At 71.0% G+C, this 18,841-nt stretch carries 14 protein-coding genes; 11 read left to right on the forward strand and 3 right to left on the reverse strand.

The genetic code is table 11. The features are described from left to right. Positions 1-59 precede the first annotated feature (59 nt). The 3 genes from IOD14_RS09995 (at position 60) to IOD14_RS10005 (ending at position 2,359) form a co-directional block, all read left to right on the forward strand. Complete coding sequence (locus IOD14_RS09995) at positions 60-665, forward strand: YdbC family protein (protein ID WP_123992036.1); 606 nt, start codon at positions 60-62, stop codon at positions 663-665. A 119-nt stretch (positions 666-784) separates the two neighbouring features. Continuing rightward, on the forward strand, positions 785-1,444 hold the full coding sequence (locus IOD14_RS10000) for a phosphoglycerate mutase family protein (RefSeq protein WP_123992037.1): 660 nt from the start codon (positions 785-787) through the stop codon (positions 1,442-1,444). A gap of 12 nt (positions 1,445-1,456) precedes the next feature. Next, entirely contained in the window at positions 1,457-2,359 is a 903-nt protein-coding gene (locus IOD14_RS10005) for an ADP-ribosylglycohydrolase family protein (RefSeq protein WP_212670074.1), read from the forward strand. Positions 2,360-2,702: 343 nt separating this feature from the next. Here IOD14_RS10005 and IOD14_RS10010 read toward each other — a convergent pair whose 3' ends face one another. Further along, complete coding sequence (locus IOD14_RS10010) at positions 2,703-4,250, reverse strand: MFS transporter (RefSeq protein ID WP_212670075.1); 1,548 nt, start codon at positions 4,248-4,250, stop codon at positions 2,703-2,705. 187 nt (positions 4,251-4,437) lie between these two features. Here IOD14_RS10010 and IOD14_RS10015 point away from each other — a divergent pair, with 187 nt between their 5' ends. The 3 genes from IOD14_RS10015 to IOD14_RS10025 all read left to right on the forward strand — a co-directional run bounded on the left by IOD14_RS10015 (position 4,438) and on the right by IOD14_RS10025 (position 6,579). Then, positions 4,438-5,061, forward strand: coding sequence for a TetR/AcrR family transcriptional regulator (locus IOD14_RS10015; RefSeq protein WP_123992040.1), 624 nt, complete (start codon positions 4,438-4,440; stop codon positions 5,059-5,061). A gap of 82 nt (positions 5,062-5,143) precedes the next feature. Next, a complete protein-coding gene (locus IOD14_RS10020; RefSeq protein WP_212670076.1) occupies positions 5,144-5,845 on the forward strand; it encodes a ribonuclease HII in 702 nt (233 codons plus the stop codon). Between the two features lie 68 nt (positions 5,846-5,913). Continuing rightward, on the forward strand, positions 5,914-6,579 hold the full coding sequence (locus IOD14_RS10025) for a hypothetical protein (RefSeq protein WP_123992042.1): 666 nt from the start codon (positions 5,914-5,916) through the stop codon (positions 6,577-6,579). Between the two features lie 285 nt (positions 6,580-6,864). Here IOD14_RS10025 and IOD14_RS10030 read toward each other — a convergent pair whose 3' ends face one another. Together IOD14_RS10030 and IOD14_RS10035 are read right to left on the reverse strand one after the other, a co-directional pair. Continuing rightward, on the reverse strand, positions 6,865-7,497 hold the full coding sequence (locus IOD14_RS10030; protein WP_123992043.1) for a hypothetical protein: 633 nt from the start codon (positions 7,495-7,497) through the stop codon (positions 6,865-6,867). A gap of 293 nt (positions 7,498-7,790) precedes the next feature. After that, positions 7,791-9,962: a RecQ family ATP-dependent DNA helicase gene (locus IOD14_RS10035; protein ID WP_123992044.1), complete on the reverse strand. Its 2,172-nt coding sequence runs from the start codon at positions 9,960-9,962 to the stop codon at positions 7,791-7,793. A gap of 141 nt (positions 9,963-10,103) precedes the next feature. On the opposite strand from IOD14_RS10035, the gene IOD14_RS10040 reads away from it, so the two are divergent. From IOD14_RS10040 to IOD14_RS10060, 5 genes are all read left to right on the forward strand, one after another. Then, the gene (locus IOD14_RS10040) at positions 10,104-11,867 is read left to right on the forward strand and encodes a DUF4192 domain-containing protein (RefSeq protein ID WP_212670077.1); all 1,764 of its coding nucleotides are present in this window, start codon (positions 10,104-10,106) and stop codon (positions 11,865-11,867) included. A 659-nt stretch (positions 11,868-12,526) separates the two neighbouring features. Further along, entirely contained in the window at positions 12,527-14,437 is a 1,911-nt protein-coding gene (locus IOD14_RS10045) for a glycogen debranching N-terminal domain-containing protein (RefSeq protein ID WP_249125889.1), read from the forward strand. A gap of 129 nt (positions 14,438-14,566) precedes the next feature. Then, positions 14,567-15,325, forward strand: a complete 759-nt coding sequence (locus IOD14_RS10050; RefSeq protein WP_030326766.1) for an NUDIX hydrolase — start codon at positions 14,567-14,569, stop codon at positions 15,323-15,325. A 40-nt stretch (positions 15,326-15,365) separates the two neighbouring features. After that, positions 15,366-17,363 carry an ATP-binding cassette domain-containing protein gene (locus tag IOD14_RS10055; RefSeq protein ID WP_212670078.1) on the forward strand — a complete coding sequence of 666 codons (1,998 nt, stop codon included), beginning with the start codon at positions 15,366-15,368 and terminating at the stop codon, positions 17,361-17,363. Between the two features lie 162 nt (positions 17,364-17,525). Then, positions 17,526-18,413, forward strand: a complete 888-nt coding sequence (locus IOD14_RS10060) for an FCD domain-containing protein (protein WP_123992047.1) — start codon at positions 17,526-17,528, stop codon at positions 18,411-18,413. Positions 18,414-18,841: the final 428 nt, after the last annotated feature.

The raw sequence follows: 18,841 nt of genomic DNA on the forward strand, positions 1-18,841 counted from the left end.
GGGTCTCCTCTGCCGCCGAGCGTGACCGGCGCCACGCTCCGGGGCCTTACCATGGCGCGGTGCTGGTCAAGTGGATTCGCTGCACCGTGGTGGACCGCCGCGGCTTCGAGCGGGGGCAGCGAAAGTGGGCGGGGCTTCTGGGAGAGCCGGGATTTCGGGGACAGGGCGGAGGCTGGAGCCGGGGGCGGCAGGGTGTGGCGCACATCTTCTCCTTCTGGGAGAGCCGTTCCTTCTACGACTCCTTCATGGCGCGTTCCCATGACCGGCTCGCGGCGGCCCAGTCAGGCACGTTCAAGGACATCCAGGTCAAGCTGTTCGACTACCGCTTCGACGTGAAGACGGGCTTCGAGCCCCGCTTCACCGACGCCGATCTGGTGCGGTTCGCCCACTGCCGCGTCCATGAGGAGCGCGCGGAGCACTTCACCCTGATGCAGGAGAAGGTCTGGAACCCTGCGATGGCCGGCTCGCCCGGCATGATCCGTGGTCTGTTCGGAGAGGCCCCGGGGCACGAGTTTCTGGTGCTCTCGATGTGGCGATCGGCCGCCGAGCACGGAAAATACCGCGCCGAACGCGTGGAACGGCTCGCGCTGAGAGCCCAGACCGAGGCCGACGTCGCCGCCCTCACAGGTGACATCCTGGATCTCGAACCGGCCTGGACGGTTTGACATCCGGACGCCCCATCCGTGCGCCTCTGTGTGGCCGATGGTGCGGGAAATGTGTGACCTACGCCGTATGGAGCCCGTACGAGTGCTCGATACGACCTCACTCGATCTAGGGTCTTGGCATGGCACGACCACGGAGAATCATCCTTGTCCGGCACGGGGAGTCAACGGGCAATGTTGATGACACCGTGTACGAACGCGAGCCCGACCACGCCCTGGCCCTGACGGAACAGGGCTGGCGGCAGGCGGAGGAGACAGGTAAGCGGATACGAGAGGTGCTGGGCCGCGAACGCGTCAGTGTGTACGTCTCGCCGTACCGCCGCACGCACGAGACCCTGCGCGCCTTCCATCTCGACCCCGATCTCATACGGGTGCGCGAGGAACCCCGACTGCGGGAGCAGGACTGGGGAAACTGGCAGGACCGCGACGACGTACGTCTCCAGAAGGCGTACCGCGACGCCTACGGGCATTTCTTCTACCGGTTCGCCCAGGGGGAGTCCGGCGCCGATGTGTACGACCGGGTGGGCGGCTTCCTGGAGAGCCTGTTCCGCAGCTTCGAGGCACCCGACCATCCGCCCAACGTGCTGATCGTGACGCACGGTCTGGCCATGCGGCTGTTCTGCATGCGCTGGTTCCACTGGACGGTCGCCGAATTCGAGTCGCTGTCGAACCCGGGGAACGCGGAGATGCGCATGCTCGTTCTCGGGGACGACGGCAAATACGCCCTTGACCGGCCCTTCGGACGCTGGCGAGAGCCGGAACCCTACGGGATCACCGATTAGAGTGGCAGACCGATGACCGTTGACTCCGCAACCGACGGGCGCCTGCAGCGCGCCCTGGCCAGCCTGCGTGGTCTGGCCGTGGGAGACGCGCTGGGCTCGCAGTTCTTCGTGCCGGTGAACTACCCCCTGCTGAAGAACCGCGAGCTGCCGCCCGGCCACTGGCAGTGGACGGACGACACCGAGATGGCCTGCTCCGTCGTGGCCGTCCTGGCCGCCCACCACCGCATCGACCAGGATGCCCTGGCCCACTCCTTCGCCCAGCACCACGACTTCGACCGAGGGTACGGCCCCGCGGTCAACCGTCTGCTGCGGCTGGTCCGCGAGGGCGGCGACTGGCGTGAACTCGCCGCGGCCCTCTTCAACGGGCAGGGTTCCTGGGGCAACGGGGCGGCGATGCGCATCCCGCCCCTCGGGGCCTTCTACGCGGACGACCCGGAGCAGGCGACCCACCAGGCGGAGATCTCCGCATATCCCACGCATCAGCACCGTGAGGCCGTCGTCGGCGCCATGGCCGTAGCCGCGGCCGCCGCGCTGGCCGCCGTCCCCGGCGGTCCGCCCAGCCCCGGGGCGCTCCTCGACGGCGTCATCGCACTCGTTCCGAAGAGTGCCGTCGCAGCCGGGCTGCGGCGGGCGCGCGACATGCTCGACTACGGCGACGCCTCCACCGTCGCGGCCGTGCTGGGCTGCGGGCGCCGTACGACGGCCCACGACACCGTGCCGTTCGCGCTCTGGTCCGCCGCCCGCTCCCTGGGCGACTACGAAGCGGCCTTCTGGACGACCGCCCAGGTCGGCGGCGACGTGGACACGAACTGCGCCATCGTGGGCGGTGTGATCGCCGCGGGGAAGGCCGGGACGCCGCCCGCCGAGTGGGTGGAACGGACCGAGGCGTTTCCCGAGTGGTTGCGAGTCCCTTGATAGGAGCCCCGCCCGCCCGCTCGCGGAAACTCTCCGTGTTCTTCGGGAACTCTGCGTGACCGTGCGCTCGTTGTCGTGTCAGTTGCGGTGCGGCGGATGGGCGGAGCGTCGGTCGCTTAAGGCAGGCGCGGGGGGTGTGGTCGTGGGGTGGTTGTCGATGCTCGTCGGGGTGGGCCTGATGCTCCGAGTGCGCGTGGGCCTGATGCTCCCCATGTACGAGGGCTTGATGCTGCACGTGCGCGTGGGGCTGATGTTCCGCGTACGGATGGCCGGGCCGCCGTCCTCGCCGTCGGTCCCTCGGACCGGGCCCGGCCATCCGCTGTTCGGTGTGAACCAGGCCCGATCAGCCGAGCCCCGGACCCGCCGTGCCCGCCAGCGCCTCCAGGTCACTCTTGCGGACCTTGATCACCAACCAGGCGCTGACCAGGGCGAGTACGGCCATCGAGGCGGCTGCCACGAAGCCCGACGAGATGCCCTGGGCGAGTACTTCGTGTCCCCACGGGGCGGGCAGCTGGTGCGTCTTGGCGAACTCCGCCTTCTGCTCCGCCGAACCGTCGGCCATGAAGCGCGGCAGCTGCTTCTCCGCCTCGTCCCTGCTGGCCGACCCGAACACCGTCGTCAGGATGGACAGACCGAGCGAACCGCCGACCTGCTGGGTGGTGTTGAGCAGCCCGGACGCCGCGCCGGCCTCGTGCTGGGCGACGCCGGAGACCGCGGTGATCGTCAGCGTCACGAAGTTCAGACCCATGCCGAAGCCGAAGATCAGCATGGGGCCCAGCACCCCACCGACGTAGGAGCTGTCGGAGCTGATGAGGGCCTGCCAGGCGAGCCCGGTCACCGCGAGCGCCGAACCGGCGAGCATGAACGGCTTGGGGCCGAGCACCGGCAGGAACCGCTGCGACAGGCCCGCCCCCAGCGCGATCACGACGGTCACCGGCAGGAAGGCGAGACCGGCCTCGATCGGGGTGTAGTCCAGGACGTTCTGGACGAAGAGCACGATGTAGAAGAACATGCCGAACATCGCGGCAGCGAGACTCAGCATGATCACGTATGTGCCCGAGCGGTTGCGGTCGGCGAACATCCGCAGGGGTGTGATCGGCTCCGTGGCCCGCGACTCGATGAACGCGAAGGCCAGCAGGAGCACCACGGCGACGCCGAAGGACCCGATGGTCAGGTTGTCCCGCCAGCCCTCGTCGGCGGCACGGATGAAGCCGTAGACCAGCAGGGCCATGCCACCCGTGGAGGTCAGGGCGCCCGCGATGTCGAAGCGGCCGCTGTGCCGTTCGGACTCGCTGATGTAGAGCGGGGTGAGTACGGCGATCAGCACGCCGATCGGCACGTTGACGAACAGTACCCATCGCCAGTCGAGCCACTCGGTGAGCATGCCTCCCGCCAGCAGGCCTATGGCGCCGCCGCCCGCGGAGACGGCAGCGAAGACACCGAAGGCCCGGTTCCGCTCGGGCCCCTCGGGGAACGTGGTGGTGATCAACGCCAGCGAGGTCGGCGACGCGATCGCGCCACCCACACCCTGCAGGACGCGGGCGGCCAGCAACTGCCAGGGCTCCTGGGCGAGTCCGCCGAGCAGCGAGGCGAAGGTGAACAACAGGATGCCGGTCATGAAGACCCGGCGGCGTCCGAGGATGTCACCCGCGCGGCCACCCAGAAGCAGCAGACCGCCGAAGGTGAGCGTGTAGGCACTGACGACCCATGTGAGGTCGGTCGTGCTGAACTTGAGAGCGTCTTGAATGTGCGGCAGCGCGATGTTCACAATCGTCGCGTCGAGTACCACCATGAGTTGGCAGGCCGCGATGACCGCGAGCGCGATGCCGGGTCGCCCCTCCCGGCGTGCCGCACCTGGTTTCTGATCCTTGAACAACTGAGAGGTCGTCACTATGGGTCCCCCACAAGCGCTTTAGTGAACGGTCGCGTTCACTGTTGCGTCAACGGTAGTGAGTCCCCCGTAGTGAACGCAAGCGTTCACTTAAGTTTGTCGGCGCGCGATGTATCCCCCTGTGTCACCGCGCGGCGATGCACCCCTCCCCGAAATCCCCGCTTCCCTGTTCGCTGGAGACACTCAGATGGTTACCTCGCGCTGGACGGCCGCCCCCGCTCGGACGGCCTCCCTCCGTCGGCGCGGCGCCGTGCTGGAGCGCGCGATCCTCGACGCCGCGCTGGAACAGCTCAGTACGGTCGGCTGGAACGCCCTCACGATGGAAGGCGTCGCCGCCGGAGCCCAGACCGGCAAGGCTGCGGTCTATCGTCGCTGGCCCTCCAAGGAGGACCTTGTCGCGGACGCACTTCGGGCCGGGCTGCCGCAGTTCGAGGATGTTCCCGATCTCGGAGGTGTGCGCGAAGACCTGCTCGAGCTGTGTCGCCAGGCGCGCGAGGCGATGTACTCCCGGCCGGGCTTCGCGCTGCGTTCAGTCATTCACGAATGCGATCAGGTGCAGGCCGAGCGCTTCCATGCAGTGATCTTCAACGGCGTCGTGGAGCCGAGCATCAAGCTGCTGCGCGAGATCGTCACCCGTGGAATACGGCGCGGTGAAGTGCGCCCCGACGCGGCCAACGACTACGTCTTCGACGCCATTCCGGCCATGATGATGTACCGCTCCAAGATGCGCGGAAGCGAATGGAGCGACGAGGATCTCGAAGAGATGATCGACCGGTTCATCCTGCCGCTGCTGCGGCCGACCGGTCTGTGACCGGCGATCGTGGATGTCCCGAGGCCGACCGAGGAAACCGGGGTGTCGCAGGGTGATCCGAGCGGCGTACGCTAAGGGCGCCATGCCGTACGAACCGCCTACTCACACCGTCGAGCGCTCCCTCCGCGCCACGACCGGAGCGAAGATCATTGCCGGTGTCGACGAGGTGGGGCGAGGTGCCTGGGCCGGCCCGGTCACCGTCTGCGCGGCCGTCACCGGACTGCGCCGACCGCCCCAAGGCCTCACCGATTCCAAGCTGCTCAGCGTCAAGCGCCGCACCGAACTCGCAGAGGAACTGCGGACCTGGGTGACGTCGTACGCCCTGGGGCACGCGAGTCACGAGGAGATCGACAACCTGGGGATGACGGCCGCCCTGCGGATCGCCGCCGTACGCGCCCTGGAGGCGCTCCCGGTCCGTCCGGACGCGGTGATCCTCGACGGGAAGCACGACTATCTCGGAACGCCCTGGAAGGTCCGGACCGTCATCAAGGGCGACCGATCGTGTGTGGCGGTCGCGGCGGCCTCGGTGATCGCCAAGGTTCAGCGCGACAAAATGATGGCCGAACTGGGTGTCGACCATGCAGACTTCGGTTTTGCGGCCAATGCCGGGTATCCGTCGCCCGTGCACAAGGCCGCGCTGGAGGTTCGGGGCCCCACCCCGTACCACCGGTTGTCGTGGGCGTATCTTGATGCGCTGCCTCAGTGGCGGCACCTCAAGAAGGCCCGCAGCTGGGCGGACGGAAGCGTTCCGGAAATCGAGGGCCAGCTCGGCTTCGATTTCTGACGATTCCGCTCGCACTGATGTGCCACCCGCTGACGCGAGCCGCACCAACGTTTGATAAACATCAGCCCATGCCTCTCATTCCCGAGGAGCCTCAGATTCACGAGAGTGCCCAGGGTCCCCGCGCCACTCCGGCCAGCGGCCGCACCGCGCCGACCCCCCGCCCCGTACCCGGTCCACGCCCCGTGGCTCCGCCGCGCCCCGGTCGTCCCGGCCCGCTGCGGCCCGCGCCGCCGGTGCAGCGGACGCCGCACGACGTGGCCGTGGCCAAGCCCGCAGTGCCGGGCCCGGCTGCCCGTGCCACCTCCGCTCCGACTCCGGCCCCGGCTTCAGCTCCGGCTTCGGCAGCTCCGCAGATCCAGCTCATCCCGGCCTCGGTCGAGGGTGCGCTCGATGCCGCCGAGGAAGCTGTCGACCTGCTGCTGGACTCGGGCCGTGCCCCCGGTGACGTACTGGTGATCACCACCGGCGAACACCACCCGTGGGCCGCCCATGAGTTGTCCTTCGGCGAAGCCGCCTACTGGGCCCAGCACGACGCCGGTGACGACGTGTTCTACGCGGACGCCACGGCGGCCTCGCGTGCCGCGTCCCGTCCGGTGGTCGTGGTCGCCGTCAACGGCGGTTCCACCGCCGCTGTCGCCGAAGCTCTGCCGCTGGCACACACCCGGGCCGGTGCCCTGCTGATCGTCTGCGGCGACCCGCAGCAGATCAACTCGGTACTGGGCGTCGGCGTCTGAGCCGGTTCCGGTACGTCCGGAAGGGCACCGGGGGTGACGAAGGTGCCGCTCGTGCGGCACCTGCACGGCGAATCCCTTGGCATGCCCGCGTCCGGGCGGGGCATCCCCGCTCACGCCTCACGCCGTGCGGGGGACCGGCAGGGTGTGCGCCCTGAGCGGCCCATGATGTCGTCGGCCGTACGTCATGGACGTACGGCCGAGGAACGGTGATCGGTCGGTCAGCGGTGATCCGGTCCGGCAACGGTGAATCGGGTTCGGCAGCGGTGAATCGGGACGGTCTCCGCTTCAGCGAGCCGCCACGCGGCGCAGGACCTCCGAGGCGGCGCCACCGGTGCGCGGCAGCAGTGGCGGTGACTCGGACGTGGCGAAGGGTTCCGGCGCGGAGTCCGCGTTGGGCCGGCGTCCGCCGCGTCCCTCGCCGAGCACCTGCCACCCGTCACGTGTCAGCGTGATGTACGCCCCGCAGCGCAGCCCGTGCAGGGTGCAGGCGTCACGCAGCCCCCACATCCACGCGCCGTCCTCCTCGGTCCAACGCGCGTCGCCCTCACGGCAGTAGAGCAGCACGGCGGTGCGCACCGGGGTGCGGCGCCGCAGGTCGTGCGGGATCACCCGGCGCAGCTGGGCGAGCAGCGTGTTCCGGAACATCCAGCCGTCGGCCGGCGTCGGGCGCCGCGTGAACGAGGCGCTCGCCCGCAGTCGTTCGTCCGGGTCGAGGACTGCCACGATCGCGGTCGCCGGTTTGGGGCGATGCCGCGAGTGCAGCCCGCTGACGACCTCGCGCGGGTTGCGCAGCAGCGGGATACCGGCCTCGGCCCACTCGGCGGGTTCGAGCAGACGGGCCAGAGGGTTGGCGGATGCGGCGGACAGGTCGGTTGACGACGTGGACGCCGCGGAGGACGGAGCGAATCCGAAGGTCACGGTCCTCCCTTCGGCTACGCGCCCATACGGCGGGCGGGGTCGGATTCGGGGGAGCGCGCACCGCAGCAGAGCCCTACCGGTCTACGGACGGGCCGTGCGGGGAGCGGACCTCAATTCTTCCTGCCGAACTTGGTTGCGGCAACGAGCAATTGGGTCCACAGACCCGAATCAGACGGTTCGTGGCTTATATCCCTACCCAGTGTTTTACCGGGCGACGCCAGGGGCCGCCGCGCCCGAACGTTCGAAGCCCGCATCCGTCGCGCGCGGGGAGCGTTGTCGCTTCCGGTGTCCGCTCAGCCACGTACGGCCAACACCAGAGGCAACACTCCCTGGGCGCCTGATCGCAACAGCAGTCGGGCGGCGACGGCGAGGGTCCAGCCGGTCTCGGTCATGTCATCGACGAGCAGGACCGGACCCGAGGATGCTCGCAGCGCCTCCAGGAGGGGCGGGGGCACGGTGAGCGCTCCGTGGAGGGCTCGCAGCCGCTGGGCGCTGTTGGAGCGGGGCAGAGAGAGGTCGTCGGAGTGGTCCGTGTACGCGAGGGACCCCAGGAACGGCAGGCGTCCGACGGCGGAGATACGGCTCCCCAGTGAGTGGACCAACTGGGGCCGGCTGCGCGAGGGAACCGTGACGACCCCGACGGGGCGGGCCGGTGCGTCCGGAGCGCCGGAGGCCCAGCCGTCGGGCGACCGGGCCCAGTCGGCGAGCACAGTCACGACGGCGTTCGCCACGTCGTCGGGCGCGGGAGCATCCGGAGTGAGGGGTGAGAGCAGCGGACGCAGGCGGTTGCCCCAGCCGATGTCCGAGAGTCGCCCGAGCGCCCGGCCCGGCAGCGCCTGTTCGCCGGGCGGAATACGGCCCTTCAGGTCGACGCCGATGGCCGGGAGGCCTGTGGGCCACATGCGGCGGGGCTCCACCACGACACCAGCGCGGGCGAGCGAGCCGCCCGCCGTGTCCAGGGCGGTCGAGGAGATGTCGGCGGTGAAACGAGGTCCGGCGCAGTTGTCGCAGCGCCCGCACGGGGCCGCCTGCTCGTCGTCCAACTGCCGCCTCAGGAACTCCATACGGCAGCCCGTGGTGGTGGCGTAGTCGCGCATGGCCTGCTGCTCGGTGCTGCGCTGCTTGGCGACCCAGGCGTAGCGCTCGGTGTCGTACGACCAGGGCACTCCTGTGGCGATCCAGCCGCCCTTGACCCGGTGGACCGCTCCGTCCACGTCGAGCACCTTGAGCATGATCTCCAAGCGGGTCCGGTTGAGCTCCACGAGCGGCTCGAGTGCGGGCAGCGACAGTGGCCGGTCCGCGCGGGCGAGGGCGTCCAGGGTGCGCCGTACGGATTCCTCGGGCGGAAAGGCGACGGAGGCGAAGTAGGACCAGATCGCCTCGTCCTCACGGCCGGGCAGGAGCAGCACCTCGGCGTGCTCGACGCCGCGTCCGGCGCGACCGACCTGCTGGTAGTAGGCGATGGGGGAGGAGGGCGAGCCGACATGGACGACGAAGCCGAGGTCGGGCTTGTCGAATCCCATGCCGAGCGCGGAGGTGGCCACCAGGGCCTTCACCTTGTTCGCGAGGAGGGCTTCCTCGGCCTGCTGGCGTTCGGCGTTCTCCGTCTTGCCCGTGTACGAGGTGACGGTGTGTCCGCACTGCCGCAGGAAGGCGGTGATCTCCTCGGCGGCGGCCACCGTCAGTGTGTAGATGATCCCGGAGCCCGGCAGGTCGTCCAGGTGATCGGCGAGCCAGGCCAGCCGGTGCGCCGCGTCGGGAAGTTGGAGCACGCCGAGGCTGAGACTCTCGCGGTCGAGCGGGCCGCGCAGGACCAGTGCGTCCGAACCGCCGCCGGTGCCCAGTTGCTCCGCCACGTCAGCGGTGACCCGGGCGTTGGCCGTGGCGGTGGTGGCCAGCACCGGAACCCCGGGCGGGAGGTCGGTGAGCATGGTGCGCAGCCGTCGGTAGTCGGGGCGGAAGTCGTGGCCCCAGTCGGAGATGCAGTGCGCCTCGTCGACGACGAGGAGGCCGGTGGCGGCGGACAGTTCGGGAAGGACGTTGTCGCGGAAGTCGGGGTTGTTGAGCCGCTCGGGGCTCACCAGCAGTACGTCCACGGTTCCCGCGGCGATCTCGGCGCGGACCGTCTCCCACTCCTCGGGGTTCGAGGAGTTGATGGTCCGGGCGTGAATGCCGGCTCGGGCGGCGGCCTCGACCTGGTTGCGCATGAGCGCGAGCAGCGGAGAGACGATCACGGTCGGCCCGGCGCCGCGCTCGCGCAGCAGGGCCGTCGCCACGAAATACACCGCGGACTTGCCCCACCCCGTGCGCTGCACGACCAGGGCCCGGCGCTTGTCGGCGACCAGCGCCTCGATCGCCCGCCACTGGTCCTCGCGCAGCCTGGCCGATCCGGTGCCGTCCCCGACGAGCCGGACGAGGATCCCGTCGGCAGCCTCGCGCAACTCCGTCTTGCTCGTGTGCGTCATGCCCCCATACAACAGGACGCCTCCGACAGCGGGGCGTCGCGGCGGTCCGGCTGTGGACGACGGGACGGGGCTTGTCGTGGCCCTGATCGGACTTATCCACAGGCTCAAACGGAACATCGAGATCCGCGAGATCGTCTGCGCATGACGAATCACAGCGAAACGGCCGGGCCCGCTGCAAACGGCAACAACAGCGGACGGAACAGCGGCGGACGGAACACCGACGAACAGAACACCGACGGACAGAACGGCGCCGGCCGGGACAACGGCAGGCGGGACAACGACGGCTCGGGGATCGGCGACCGGGTCGGCTTCGACGCACACGGTGCCGAACACCAGGTCACCCTGCGAACTCCGGGCGAACTGGCCGACGCCCTGCCCTACCTGCTCGGGTACCGGCCCGAGGACAGCATCGTGCTGGTCGCCCTGCACGACCAGGGCGGCCGTGGCCGATTCGGAGGGCGCGCCCGGCTGGGTATCCCCGCGAACAAGGACGACTGGTCGGCCGTGGCCCGGCAACTGGCCCACGGACTGATCACCGGCAGCGAGCGCAGGGGTGCCCGCCCCGAGCAGATGGTTGCCTACCTCTGCCAGGAACCGGGAGCTGGCGAGACGGGCAGGGAGATCACGGAACGGCTCGCCCCGCTCGCCGGGCTGCTGCGCACGGAGTGCGGCCGCCTCGACGTTCCCGTGATCGAGGCGTTGTGCATCTCCGACGGCCGCTATTGGTCCTACTGCTGTCCGAGCGAGGAATGCTGCCCCGCGGAGGGCGTCCCGATGGGGCTGCCCGGCACATCGGTGCTCGCCGCCGCGGCCACCTACGCCGGACTGCAGGTGCGCGGAACACTGCGCGAGCTGCGGGCCAGGCTGCAGCCCTGGGAGACCGCGGCCGCGCTGGAACAGGAGGTCGCCCTGGACACCGCGGGCATGGCCCTGGTGCCCAGGATGCTCGACGAGGTGAGCAGGGCGGAGGTGGCCGAGGAGACAGTGCGCCTGGCCAGGCGCACCATGACACGTCTCGCCGAGGCCGCGCCCGTCGCGGGACCGCTTCAGGCGGATCTGCGTGACGATGAGCTGCTGGGGCACGACGAGGCGGCGGAGCTCATCCTCGGTCTGCAGGACCGCACGACCCGGGACCGCGCGGCCGAGTGGATGGAGGCGGAGGAGGCCGGACCCGCCCTGCGTCTGTGGCGGGCACTGGCCCGCCGGTGCGTCGGACCCTACGGCGAGCATGCGGCGGCGCCCCTCACCCTCGCCGGATGGGTCGCGTGGTCCGGTGGCGACGAGATCGAGGCCCGGGAGGCGCTGGCCATGGCCCTGGGCGCGGATTCCGGCTATCTCTTCGCCCGACTCCTGCACCAGGCCTGCAACGAGGGGCTCGACCCGGAATCCATCCGCCGTTGCCTGCGTGCGGAACGCGAGAGTCGCGATGTACGCGCGCGGTCGGAGGCCACTCAGTCCGCCGCCGTGAAGACGACCGAGGACCTGAACCGGCCGAGCACGCCCGCTCCTGACCGGAAGCCCCCGACAACCTCGCACCCTTCCGGCGAGGTCACGGACGCCACGTCACTGCCCGGCAACCGCATGGAGGCCCCTTCCGCCTGTCCGCCCCCTGCGGAACGCGCGCTGCCGTCGTGCCCGGCCGAAACCGACCCTGCGCTGCCCGCGCCGCAGCCCACCACGGCCGCCCGCCGCCGCAAGCGGGTGCGGCCAGGGGCTCGTACCGAGGCCCTTCCCCGTCCCACGGAGGCTGAGGGACGCCAGGTCTGTGCCGAGGGATCCCGCCCACGCACCCGGCCGGCCCGCGGGACACGTCCCGGTGCCGTCCGCCGCACCACGGGCAAGGACGGCGCGCGCCGACCCGAGGGCACACGGCCGGGGAGCGGTGCCACCGAGGAGGAGGGATGAACGGCCGCTGGGAGCGCCTCGCACGTGAGTGCGCACACCTGTGCAGCCGGATGAGGGCTTCGGCCCGCCGCCATTCGGTCGGCTTCCGAGGCCGTGGGCGTGACCCGGAACAAGCCCGCCCCGTTCACCTGAGTGGCGGAACGCCCGAACGGACCGTGCCGCCGCCTCGCCCATGTCCTTCAGGAGCCCCGCACCGGGCGCCGAACACGCCCGAGCCGCGCAGAGCGCAGAGGAAGCACCCCTTGCATCAGCCGACTCCGCCCTCCACCGACGAAGGCCGCCCCACCCTCGGCGCGCCAGCGACGGCATGGCGACAGAGCGCCGGTCCGCCGCCGCGGGCCACGGACGACGACATGCCTGAGCCGAGGTTCCCGAGCGGCACCCGGCCCACCTCGCAGGCAGCCGAGCACCGTCGGAACCCGGCTCCGGAACAGGACCGCAAGGACCTCGCCCCCTCACCGTCGTGGGACCGTGAGCCTCCGTCGAGGCCCGTACGACGCCCGTCGACACCCGCGACGCCGGGCTGGACTCAGCCTCCGACGGCCAGCCGTCCTTCCCGTCCCCCTTCGCCCGTCCCCTCCGGTCCGCCGCCACAGAACTCCTATCCGGGCTCCCGGGGCCCGGCCGAACTCCCCCCGGCGCACTCGGTCATCATCTGCGTGGCCCTTCCGGGCCTCGCCATCTCCACGGACCAAGGGCAGTTGACCGGCCAAGGGCTGGAGGGCTTCTACCACGCAGGCCGACGCGTGCTCTCCCGGTGCCGGATCCGTGTAGCCGGCCGTGAGCCGGTGGTGGTCCAGGCACGGACGACCGCGGCGGACCGGGCGCGCTTCGTGGCCACCGCGCGTGTCGCCCAGGGCGGCGGCCCGGACCCGGACGTGGTCGTGGAGCGCACACGCCGCGCGGACGGGACGGAGCGCATCCTGCTGCACAGTTCCGCGGCCCGCCCCCTGCGGCTGCCGGTGGAGGTGGCACTCGGTACGGACCTGGCGGACCTGGGCGCGATCGCGTCGGGCCGAGCGGGGCCCGAACTGCCGGCAACCGTCCACGACTCCGGCCTGCGCTGGTCCTGCGCGGCAGGCGAGGCGACGGTCACGGCCGACCCACCGCCCGCCGACGCGCTCGCGTCGGCAGGCCTGCTGCGCTGGGAACTCGACCTGCCCCCCGGAGGCACGGCCGGACTGGAGCTGCGGGTACGCCTGGACGGCGCGGGCCCCGTCCGGGCTGTGGGGCGCGCGGCGACCAGCCCCCTGACCTCGGCCCGTGCGACAGGAGACCACTCCGCGGTCCAGCCGCTCCTGCACACGAGCATCGAGGATCTCCGGTCCTTGCTGCTGCGCGATCCGGCAGACCCCACCGACACCCACCTCGCGGCCGGAGCCCCGTGGCGCTGCGGCCTGGCCCCCGCCGACGCACTCGCCGCAGCCCGGATGGCGCTGCCGCTCGGCACCCGACTCGCCGCCGGCACCCTTCGGACCCTCGCCCGCACCCAACTCCGCGGGCGGACAGCCCAGTCCGGCCTGATCCCCGGGCCGCGCCGGGACGCGGGCGCGCACCTTCCACCCGCTTGCACGGGCACCGAGGCGACCCTGCTCTTCCCCACCCTCCTCGCCGAGGCCTTCCGGTGGGGGCTCTCGCACCAGGAGACGCAAGAGCTGCTCCCCACAGCCGAACGATGCCTGGCCTGGATGCGGGCAGCGGTCGGGGACACGACATACCTGTGCGATCCACAATCCGGCGGCCCCGCCCGCTGCGAGACACAGGCCCACGCGCACCGCGCGGCCGTACTCGGTGCCGACCTGCTCGACGTGTTCGACAGACCTGGCGGCGCGGCGCTGCGGGAATGGGGCCGCGCACTGCGTACGGCCTTCCGCCGGGACTTCTGGGTCGAGGATCGCGGCGGAGGTCGACCGGCGGCCGCCAGGGGCCCCGACGGGCGCCCTGTGCCGCACCTCGGTGCCGCGGCCGCGCATCTCCTGGACACCGGCCTGCTGGGCGGAGGCGAACTGGCGCCCGGCCTGCTCGACAGGGTGCAGACCGAGCAGCTCGCCCGGCTGCTCGGCGGCCCGGCCATGGACTCAGGCTGGGGGCTGCGCGGACTGGGCACGAACGAGGAGGGCTACAACCCGTTCGGCCACCGCACCGGCACCGTGAGAGTCCACGAGACGGCGATCGCCGTCTCCGGCCTGGCCGCAGCCGGGTACGAGAAGGAAGCCGGCTCGCTCCTGCGAGGTCTGCTGGCCGCGGCTGAGGCCTTCGGACACCGGCTCCCCGAGATGTACGCGGGTGAGCGACGCACCGACGGGAGCGCCCCCCTTCCGCACCCGGCGGCCTGCCGTCCCGCGGCCACGGCGGCCGCCTCCGGAGTCCTGCTGCTGAGCACCCTGGCGGGAATCCGCCCCGACGTCCCGGCGGGGACGGTCACACTGCGCCCGGTGCGCAGCGTGCCTCTCGGGGAGATCGTCCTGACCGGACTCAGGGTCGCGGAGGCCCCGTTCTCGGTCCGGGTCAGCAGACTCGGGCTGGCCATGGCCGAGGAGGTTGCCGAAGGGCTGCGACTGAAGGCGTGACCTCGAACGACACCACGTCCGACACAGACAGGGGGGCGGGGCAGGACCTGGCCCGGGCGGAGTGGATCAACCACCGATGCGACCGGCGAAGGGACTGTTTATCGTCAGGCAGACGACTATGATCGCCGCATGCCCTACGACCCGTCAGCCTTTCCGCCCTTCGCCGTCACCGTGGACCTGGTCGTACTGACCGTGCGCCGCCACGCCCTGTGTGCGCTCGCGGTGCGCAGGGGCGAGCCGCCGTTCCAGGGGCGCTGGGCGCTTCCCGGCGGTTTCGTACGGGCCGATGAGGACCTGGCGCAGGCTGCCGCCCGTGAGCTGGCCGAGGAGACGGGGCTGCGCGCCCACGACCCCGCTGTCCCCGTCCAGGACAACGGAGCGCACCTGGAGCAGCTCGCGACCTACGGCGACCCCAAGCGTGACCCACGGATGCGCGTGGTCAGCGTCGCCCACCTCGCCCTCGCCCCCGACCTGCCCGCTCCCCGGGCAGGCGGCGACGCCAGCAACGCGCGCTGGGCACCCGTCGAAGAACTGTTGCAGCAGGGCGGCTACGGCCGGGACGGAGAGCCGGTCGCACCACTCGCCTTCGATCATGCGCAGATCCTGTCGGACGGAGTGGAGCGCGCCCGCTCGAAGATCGAGTACTCCTCGCTGGCCACCGCCTTCTGCCCACCCGAGTTCACCGTCGGCGAGCTGCGCCGTGTCTACGAGGCGGTGTGGGGCGTGGCACTGGACCCCCGCAACTTCCACCGCAAGGTGACAGGGACACCGGGCTTCCTGGTCCCCACCGGAGGCACGACCACGCGCCAGGGCGGCCGCCCCGCCCAGCTCTTCAGGGCCGGCGGCGCCACCCTTCTCAACCCTCCGATGCTGCGTCCCGAAGTGTGACGGACCGGAAAACCGGACATAACGCGCTATCTTGCTACGGGTGATCCAGGCCTTCGGACTGACCAGCAATTCCCGCAAGGACCTCCCGCCCGCGGTCGACGACGTGTCCTTCGAAGCCCGCGCGGGCCATGTCACCGCGCTTCTCGGAGCGACGGGTGCGGGCAAGACGACGACGCTCAGACTGATGCTCGAACTCCAACAGGGCCGTGGCCTCACCTACTTCAGGGGCCGTCCGCTGCATCGCATCGCGCATCCCTCACGCGAGGTCGGCGTCCTCATGGGCGATGTGCCCGGCCATCCCGCGCGCACGGTCCGCGGTCATCTGCGCATGCTGTGCGCCGCGGCCGGTGTCCCGGTCCGGCGTGCCGACGAGGTGCTCGAGGTGGTGGGCCTGGTCAGCCTGCGCGACGAGCGGCTCGGCGCCCTGTCACGCGGCATGGACCGCCGTCTCGGCCTGGCCTGCGCCCTGTTGTCGGACCCGCACACTCTCGTACTGGACGATCCCGCCGACGGACTCGCCCCTCGTGAGGGCCACTGGCTGCACGGCATGCTGCGAGCCCACGCCACTCAGGGCGGCACGGTCCTGTTCACCACGGCCGAGCCGAAAGAGGCCGCACGCGCCGCAGATCACGTAGTGACACTCGATCAAGGAAGAGTCGTCGCGGACCAGGCGGCCGCGGAGTTCGCCCGCACCAGACTCCGGCCCCGTGTCGCCGTCCGTACCCCCCATGTCGCCCGCCTCGCCGCCCTGCTCGCCAAGGAGGCCCGCACGGCACACCGCTCCGTCGAAGTCGTCCGGGAGGGCGGCAACCGTCTGTCCGTGTACGGCAGTACATGTGCCGACATCGGTGAGACTGCCTTCCGCCACGGCATCCTCGTCCACCAACTCGCCGACGAGATCGGGGACATGGGACCCGGTGCCGGCCCCTTTCCAGGCGAGGCCTTGGAGGCGGTCCAGGGTGTCCCGGCAGCGGGCGAGGGGCCGGAGTCCGGCGAGCTCCTTGATGCCGGGGCCGTCGAGCCGGCCGGGACGGAGAGGTCGAGCGGCCGAGTCGAGCTCGATCAGAGCGCACCGCAGAGCGGTTCCCAGGTGCACGGAGACACGGTGGTGCCCGCCGGATCGGATAAGCATGGGGACCGGACGGCACACGACGTTCCAGGTGCCCGCCCGGCTGCGGGAAGCGGTGGCGGCGTTCAGGGCGCCGCCACGGTTTCCAGGCCCCCCGCCCCCCTGCCCTCCCTCCCGCCCCCCATCTCCGTCCGGTCCGCCCCCAGCCCCCTGCGTCCTCTGCGCTACGAACTGCGTCGCGCGGCAGGGATCGGCACCGGGTTCCTCACCGCCGCCGCCGTGCTCGTCACGTCCGCCCTCACCGCCGTATTCCTGGCGCGAGTCGGTCACACTCCGCAGGCGCGTCTGCTGGCCGCGTGGCCGAGGGAGCTGCCGCTGCCACCGGCCGCACTCGGAGCCGGACTGCTCGGCGCGCTCGCGTTCGGCGACGAGTTCCGCCACCCCGCCCTGGCCGCGGACCGCGGCACCGTCCCCCGTCGACTGGGACTGCTGACCGCGAAACTCGTCGTCACCGCCGTCACCGCGCTGGCGCTGGCCTTTCTCACGCTGGGCTGCGACGCCGAAGTGCTCTATCTCGTCTACGGACGGGAACTCACGGAAGTTCCCGCCGACTGGTTTTTGCTGAGCGCGAGTTGGTTCGGACTCGTGGTCGGGTGCGCATGGGCCGGTGTGCTGGCCGCCGGCGTCTTCCGGTCCACCACAGCCGGGCTCGCCGCCGTGGTCGCCGTTCCCGTTCTCGTCGTCCCCCTCGTGCAAAAAGCTCTGCAGGGGGCATCCATGCGAGCCGCGGTGGGTCTTCCCGCGCGGCTGCGCGAGGTCTTCCTGTCGCAGTGGCCGTTCGGTGGAGAGCGCTATCTCACCGGGGCGGTGCGGGTGATCGCTCAACCCGTCGGCGGCGCACTGACGTTGTCCCTGACCGCTCTGGTCTGCGCGTATCTGTTCACGACCCTGCGCAGCAGGGTCCGATGACGACCGTCCGGGCGCTTCCGGTCCCGACCTGCGCACAACTTCCCGACGAAAGCGCATTTCTTTCCGATAAGGCGTCAATTGCGACGGGGTGAGCGATCACCCTTTCGTGTGCTTTTCACCAAAGACCTCAAGGGAGTTGGAGGCAACGCCGACAAAGGATCCGTGAGTACCCTTGCGCACACCATGATGACCGCCGCCCGCTCCGCCGACTCCGGTCTGGCCGGCCCGGGCGAACTCGACCGCTACCCCTACGCCGAGGCCCCGGCCGCAGGCCGCGTCGGAGCCTCCGTCTGGGACGGCTCGGACCCGGAGCTGGGCCGCGTGGGCCGACGGGCCGCGGGCAGCCGCGGGCGCGGACTGCACGGCCAACTCGTCCAGCAGCTGGGCCAGATGATCGTCTCCGGTGACCTCGGCGCCGACCGCCCGCTGGTCCCCGAGGAGATCGGCCAGCGTTTCGAGGTCTCCCGTACCGTCGTCCGTGAGTCGCTCCGCGTCCTGGAGGCCAAGGGCCTGGTCAGTGCCCGTCCCAACGTCGGCACGCGCGTGCGTCCCGTCAGCGACTGGAACCTCTTGGACCCGGACATCATCGAATGGCGTGCTTTCGGACCGCAGCGCGACGACCAGCGCCGGGAGCTGAGCGAGCTGCGCTGGACGATCGAGCCGCTCGCCGCGCGGCTGGCCGCCGGTCATGGCAGGGAGGACGTCCAGCAGCGCCTCGGTGACATGGTCGAGATCATGGGCCACGCCATGAGCCAGGGCGACGCGCTCACCTTCTCCCGCGCCGATGCCGAGTTCCACTCCCTGCTCATCCAGCTCGCGGGCAACCGCATGCTGGAGCACCTTTCCGGGATCGTCTCCGCCGCCCTCCAGGTCTCCGGTGCTCCGGTCACCGGCTGTGACCGGCCGAACGAGTCCTCCCTGGCGCACCACGGCCGGATTGCCGACGCCCTCGCCGCAGGCGACGGCGCGGCGGCGGAAGCGGCCATGCGCCAACTGCTGACCGTCCATCCCGAGGTGGAGCGCGTGGTGCCCGCCCCGCGCGAGCACTGACCGCGCACCGCGGGCCGCGCGGCCGAGGGTGTTCTTCCCCTCCTGCGACATCGTTCGGCCGCCGAACCGCCGTCGTCGGACCCCGCAGGAGCCCCACGGTTCCTGCGGGGTCCGACGGCGCGGCGTGGTGACGGCATCACAGGGCATCGCTGGTCGGGGCAGGCGGGTGGCCTTGTCTGTCCTTGTCTGACCGTTTTTGATTGCTTACGGGGTGTGACTCGGGCCACGCAGATTGGGCGTAACGCTCGCGGGAACAGCGCGATGACCTAAGAGGTGACAGCCGCGGAGGGAATACGGACGCCGTTTCAGGCGCTGTGCATCTTCCCGGCCCCCCGCCCGCGCCGTCGGCCACTCCCAGGCCGGTGGTCGGCTCCTGTCCGCCCTGGACGGGGCCGGAAGCCGTTTTCCAACGTTCCGAGAGGTTGTTC

It is taken from the genome of Streptomyces sp. A2-16, from assembly GCF_018128905.1.
Classification (GTDB): domain Bacteria; phylum Actinomycetota; class Actinomycetes; order Streptomycetales; family Streptomycetaceae; genus Streptomyces.